The sequence below is a fragment of the Desulfobacter sp. genome (assembly GCF_050177295.1).
Genome location: NZ_JBFXHE010000272.1, coordinates 1 through 6,109 on the forward strand (window position 1 = coordinate 1; position 6,109 = coordinate 6,109).

The 6,109-nt window shown below is 46.2% G+C and carries 6 protein-coding genes; 4 read left to right on the plus strand and 2 right to left on the minus strand.

Translation table 11 applies throughout. From position 1 onward, the window contains the following. The first annotated feature begins 342 nt into the window (after positions 1-342). The 3 genes from AB7U36_RS16540 (at position 343) to AB7U36_RS16550 (ending at position 3,264) form a co-directional block, all read left to right on the plus strand. Positions 343-1,785, plus strand: coding sequence for an alkaline phosphatase (locus AB7U36_RS16540; RefSeq protein ID WP_428160801.1), 1,443 nt, complete (start codon positions 343-345; stop codon positions 1,783-1,785). Then, positions 1,778-2,905, plus strand: a complete 1,128-nt coding sequence (locus AB7U36_RS16545) for a YibE/F family protein (RefSeq protein ID WP_428160802.1) — start codon at positions 1,778-1,780, stop codon at positions 2,903-2,905. The genes AB7U36_RS16540 and AB7U36_RS16545 overlap by 8 nt, the downstream gene beginning before the upstream one ends. A gap of 137 nt (positions 2,906-3,042) precedes the next feature. Continuing rightward, on the plus strand, positions 3,043-3,264 hold the full coding sequence (locus AB7U36_RS16550; RefSeq protein WP_428160803.1) for a rubredoxin: 222 nt from the start codon (positions 3,043-3,045) through the stop codon (positions 3,262-3,264). Positions 3,265-3,306: 42 nt separating this feature from the next. Here the strand turns inward: AB7U36_RS16550 and AB7U36_RS16555 are convergent, their stop codons facing one another. Next, a complete protein-coding gene (locus AB7U36_RS16555) occupies positions 3,307-4,611 on the minus strand; it encodes a two-component system sensor histidine kinase NtrB (RefSeq protein WP_428160804.1) in 1,305 nt (434 codons plus the stop codon). Then, a complete protein-coding gene (locus tag AB7U36_RS16560; protein WP_428160805.1) occupies positions 4,604-5,815 on the minus strand; it encodes a type II secretion system F family protein in 1,212 nt (403 codons plus the stop codon). The genes AB7U36_RS16555 and AB7U36_RS16560 overlap by 8 nt, the downstream gene beginning before the upstream one ends. Positions 5,816-5,902: 87 nt before the next feature. Between AB7U36_RS16560 and AB7U36_RS16565 the strand changes: the two genes are divergently transcribed. Beyond that, on the plus strand, positions 5,903-6,109 hold a 207-nt coding region (locus AB7U36_RS16565), incomplete at its 3' end, for a hypothetical protein (protein ID WP_428160806.1).

Sequence of the window (6,109 nt, forward strand, 5' to 3'; positions counted from 1 at the left end):
TTACGACATGTTGTTTGACAAGGCAGTATTCCTTGTTTCTGTGGAAAATAAAATCCAGGCCATTGTACTTAAGGACGGGGACCGAACAGATCAGAAATTTTTGCTGGAGCCGGCCACACTGATGCTAGCGGAAGAATAGATAGGCTGCATCAATAATACCGCCTTAACAGATCAAAACAGTTAAAGGCCGCAACACCCGTCAATATGGGTTTGCGGCTTTTTTTGTATCTTTAGATCTAACAATTTCTTATTACGTTTCACAACCAATCCTAACCCAAATGAAATAGTATAGCTGCGTCAGTTTTCCCACGGTGTTTAACAATTATTCAAGGAGAAATACCTATGCAATTTTTAAAACAGATTAAATCTATTTTGGCTGTCAGCCTGGTACTGCTTTTCATGACGGCATCGGCTCTGGCCGGACAACCCAAGTACGTATTTTATTTCATCGGCGATGGATTAGGCGCTGCCCAGCGCCAGTTCAGTGAATTTTTTCTTCAGGATCAACTTAAGAACCCGAACAGCCGACTGGTCATGGACACCTTTGAAGTTGCGGGCATTAATACAACATATTGTGCAGATACGCTGATCACAGACTCAGCAGCCGCTGCAACAGCTTTGGCTTCCGGCATTAAAACCAACAAAGGGGTCATTGGAAAAGATGTCAACGGCAACAATGTCAAAACCCTGACCGAAGTCGCAAGGGACCATGGTATGAAAACCGGTCTGATCACCACCACCCGCCTGACCCATGCCACACCCGCTGCCTTTGCCGCCCACAATGTTTCCAGAGATAATGAAAATGAGATTGCCGATGATTTCCTGAATTCGGGTGTTGATTTCTTTGCAGGCGGCGGTATACGCCATTTCATTCCGGCATCCATGAAAATTGAAAACCCCGATGCCCTAGGCAAACCCATCAAATCCAAACGCAAAGACGAAAAGGATCTGGTCAAGGGATTTGAAGCCAAGGGGTATGCAACCTTTATCGGAATGAAAGGGGCAAAAGCCTTCAGGTCAGCCGATTTTTCCAAACAAGGCAAAGTATTTGCCGCATTTACCTATACCCATATGCCCTATGAAGTCGAACGTATGAACCAGTATAAAGATGTGCCCTCAATTGCTGAAATGACCAAGGCAGGCATTGATGTTCTGGACCAGGGTGACAAGGGATTTTTCCTGATGGTTGAAGGCGGCAGGATTGACCATGCAGCCCATGCCAATGATCCGTCCGGCGTTATCTGGGACACCATTGCCTTTGACGATGCGATTAAAACAGCCTATGAATTTTTTCAAACCCACAAGGACCAGACCCTGATTGTGGTTGTGGGTGACCATGAAACCGGCGGCATGGGACTTGGCATGGACAGCATGGGTTACAAACTCAACATGGCGGCCCTTGATGATGTCCATGTTTCCGTGGAAGACACCCTTAACGATGGTGAAGGCCAATATAAAGGCGATAAGACTGCCTACCTGAACTATCTTTCTAAAAATTTCGGTCTGTCCAACTTAAGCGATGCTGAAGCAGCAAGCCTGAACAAAGCCATGGTGTCAGCCGATGCCGGGGATACACTGGGATATTATAAACTGAACCCGGCTGCGCTGACAGCAGCCCACATTTTATCAACCCGGGCCAATATCAACTGGACCACCACCATCCACACCGCCACCATGATCCCCATGTCTGCCACCGGGGCGTATGCCGGCCGGTTCGGCGGTTACAAGGACAATACACAGATTGCAAAAACAATGGCCCAGACTTTAGGGTTCAACCTTGAATAAATCTTTCATCTTCTCGACTCTGACCTTGGCTGCATTTACGGCAGCCATTTTTTTTTACTTCTGGGCCCGGGAACCTGCCATGGACCCATCCACCATGGAAGCCCGGGCCAGGGTCATGGCTGTTGATGATTCCGAAGTGCATACGTCATGTCTTTCTCACATAGGGTTTCAGACCCTTGGGATTGAAATTTTAAACACACGGTTCAAGGGAGTGAAAACCCAGGCAACCAACAGCCTTAACGGCCAGATTGACCTTGAGAATCTGTACCATGTTGATGATACCATCATTGCAGCAATCATCATGGATACAAACGGGAAAATCGAGCATGTCAAAGCAATTGACCTTTACCGGCAGGACAGCCTTTTGTACATGTTTATCGTTTTTGCCATTGCGTTGCTTGCCTATGCCGGTGCCATTGGTGTCAAGGCCCTTCTCTCCTTTGTTTTGTCCATCTTCATTATCTGGGAGATTCTGGTTAAACAGATCCTTGCCGGTCATCCGCCCCTGATCACAACCACCTTCACCCTTATCCTGCTGTCTGGGATCATCATTTTCATGGTGGCCGGATTCAACCGGAAAGGTATAACCGCATTCTTAGGCACCATTGCGGGCCTTGCCGTGACCCTGGGGGCCACACTTGTTTTCGGAAACGGAGCAGGTCTTTTAGGAATGACCCAGCCCTATGTGAATGCGCTTATTTTTTCCGGGTACTACAATCTTGACATCCAGCAGATTTTTTATTCCGCCATTGTACTTGGGGCGTCGGGGGCAGCCATGGACATTGCCATGGATATTGCCGCATCCATGGATGAAATCAGAATAAAAAAACCGGATATCCGTGCAAAGGAACTGATAAAATCCGGATTTACAGTGGGACGCCAGGTGATAGGGACCATGACCACCACACTGCTTTTAGCCTATTCAGGCGGGTATCTGACGCTATTGATGATTTTCAGGGTTAAAGACCCAAGTTTCATGCGCATGATCAACCTGAAAATCGTGTCCGCAGAAATCATGAGAACCCTGATCGGCAGTATCGGCCTGGTCATGGTGGCACCGATTACCGCTATACTTGGCGGGATTATCATTGCAGGTATTACCACCCACGCACATAAATAGGGTTCGAACGGATAGTTAGGGTTTGATGCCCCATTGTCACGGGAAAGCCGGACTTGACTTATACGGCCCAAGCCGGTACCTTTCTATTTGGATATAATTGAAAAATAAACCAACAAAAATAGAATAATGAAAAAAATATGAATAAATATGTATGCGGCCCCAATGGCTACGTGTATGACGATGCACCTGGATGTGATGGGAGCCCAGGAGCATGCCGACCCTGTGACTACGTGTATGACCCGGCAAAAGGCGATCCCGACAACGGCATTGCCCCCGGCACTGCCTTTGAAAACCTTCCCCAGAACTGGACCTGTCCTGTCTGCGGGGAATACAAAAATGAATTTCAAAAAGAAGAGTAACACCCTCAACGTTGGGGTAACCATTGCCCTGGGGATCCCAATTTACTCTTTGAAATTGGGATTTTGAAAAATCAGTGTGAAAACCGTACCTTTTCCGGGAATGGATTCAAAATCAATCATGCCGTCATAGGTGTCGACAATCCTGTGGGTAATTGAAAGACCAACTCCGGTCCCATCACTTTTAGTGGTAAAGAACGGATCAAAAATATGAGGGGCATTTTTTTTGTCAATGCCCTGCCCCGTGTCCTGAATAGTCAGGTAAATGCGTTTGTGTCTGGGGGAATGCAGGGATATTGTAATTTTCCCTTTCCCGTCAATGGATTCAGCCGCGTTTTTCATCAGATTCCATAAAATCTGCTGCAGGTGAACCGCATCCATGCACACTGCCAGATCCCTTTCAAGCCGGGTAACAATATTGATTCTGCCATGCCAGTCCGGTGTATTGTCAAACAGGGTTTTTACATCATCAATGGCCTTGGCCAGGTCTATCAATTCTGCGTTGGTCCGGCCGGGTTTTGAAATCAGTCGAATATCGGTCGCGATCTGTTTAAGGCGGTCTGTTTCCCTTAAAATGATCTGCATCAGCTTATCATTTTCCTCTGTTGGAGCCATTTCATCCCTCAGCATCTGTATGGAGCCTGACAAAGATGCCAAAGGGTTTTTAATCTCATGGGCAATGCCTGACACGATTTCATCCACAGCCGCCATTTTTTCCACGCGTTTTAAATGTTCCTGGGTGATTTTAAGGTCTTTTCTGGCTGATTTAAGCTGCAGGGAAAGAATGCCGCTTAACGCTGCCGTGGCAAAACAGGCTGAAATGGTGATAACAATCCGGTACAGGATATTATGCTGGTCCACGGCCAGGGAAAGGGCCTGGTTTTCCGGCAAAGGAACAATGATTTTAAGATACTCAAGTTCAATGAGAAAACCATATTGAATACTTGATGCCAAAGCCACTGAAAAACTGCCCCGGACAAGTAGCAGCATGGCGGCATAGATAATAACCAGCAGATATAAAAATGTGAAAATACTATAAAAGCACCCGGTGACAAAAACAATGGCTGTGACGATAACAGTATCAATAATTATCTGGGTATAGGCAAGGGTATACAGATATTTCTTTGTGCAAAGCCAGGCAAAATAAACTAGAGACAGACCAAGGATGGTGCCGGAAATTTTGTAAAGGGACAGAAAGGATTGATCCCTTTGTCCGGTCAAACCGGTATCGGAGAAAAAAAGAGTGGAAAATATCAGTACCAGGGCAAATACAGCCCTTGCCAGGACAACCCACTTGATCTGAATAAACAGCTCCCGGATCCGTCGGAATAAAAAATCCTGGCTATCCAATGGCGTTGGCCATTGTAAAAATCGGCAGATACATGGCAATCACAAGACCGCCGACCACGACACCTAAAAATACAAGCATGAAAGGCTCGATCATGTCAGTCAGGTTTTTTACGGCCTGGTCTACTTCATCATCATAAAAATCTGCTATTTTGGTCATCATGGTATCCAGGGCACCTGTGGATTCACCCACTGCGATCATGGAGCAGACCATGGACGGAAATACCCCGCTCTCCAGCAAAGGATCCGCCATGGACCGACCTTCGGAAATGCCGACCTTGACATCTGAGATGGCAAATTCAATAATTTTATTGCCGGCGGTTTTGCCCACAATGTCCAGGGCATCAAGAATAGACACCCCGGATGAAATCATGGTGGCGGTAGTGCGGGTAAATTTTGCAACAGCCACCTTTCGGATCAAAATACCGACAACAGGCAGGCGTAAAAACATATCATCGAGAAAAATTCGGCCCTTTTTTGATTTATACGTTTGTTTGAAAAGAAAAACAGTGCAGATCAATCCCAGAATCATCAATCCGATGTGCCCCACCACAAAATTGCTCAGCGTGACAACCATCTGGGTGGGAATGGGCAGAGCCGCGCCCATGTCAGCAAACATTTTTTCAAATACCGGTATAACAAAAACAAGGATAACGCCCACCACAATAACTGCCACAGCCAGGGTGATGCCGGGATAGGTCATGGCCCCCTTGACCTGCTTTTTGAGTTTTGCCATTTTTTCGGCATAAGCTGACAACCGCTGTAAAATGACATCAAGAATACCGCCGGCCTCCCCGGCTGAGATCATGTTGATAAAAAGTTCGTTAAAGGTTTTCGGGTATTTTTTCAGTGAATCGGCAAAGGTCTCACCAGATTCAACAGACTCTTTAATATGCTTAAGCTGCTTTTTAAATGTGGGGTTTTCCTGCTGGGAACACAAAATATCCAGGCATTGCAGAAGCGGCAGGCCGGCATCAATCATGGTGGAGAACTGTCGTGCGAAAATAATGACGTCGCTCTCTTTTATTTTAGGCGCAAGAAAGGAGATATTTTCAAATAAATCTTTTGGCTTTTTTCTGACCCTTGTCGGGGTTATTTTGCGGCGTTCAAGGCTGGTCCTGACCTGTTCCGGCGTCTCAGCTTCCATCTCCCCTTTGATTTTCCGGCCTTTGGGATTCTTGCCCTTCCACTCGTAAATGACTGCCATGACCATTCCTTCATGTTTTTAAGATAGTAAATTCAATACAGATATACTATATAAATTTGCAAAATGCATTTCAACAGGAGTTATCCGGTGCCCCAAAAAAAACAGGCAATATCCCCCAGGACAGTCATAACCAGCCATGTAAATTCTGATTTTGATGCCATTGGGGCCATGCTGGCCGCCCAAAAGCTGTACCCTGTATCTGTAATTATTTTCCCCGGGTCCCAGGAAAATATCCTCAGGGATTTTTTCATTCATTCCATGGGATATTTGTTTATCATGGCAGATCCCGATACA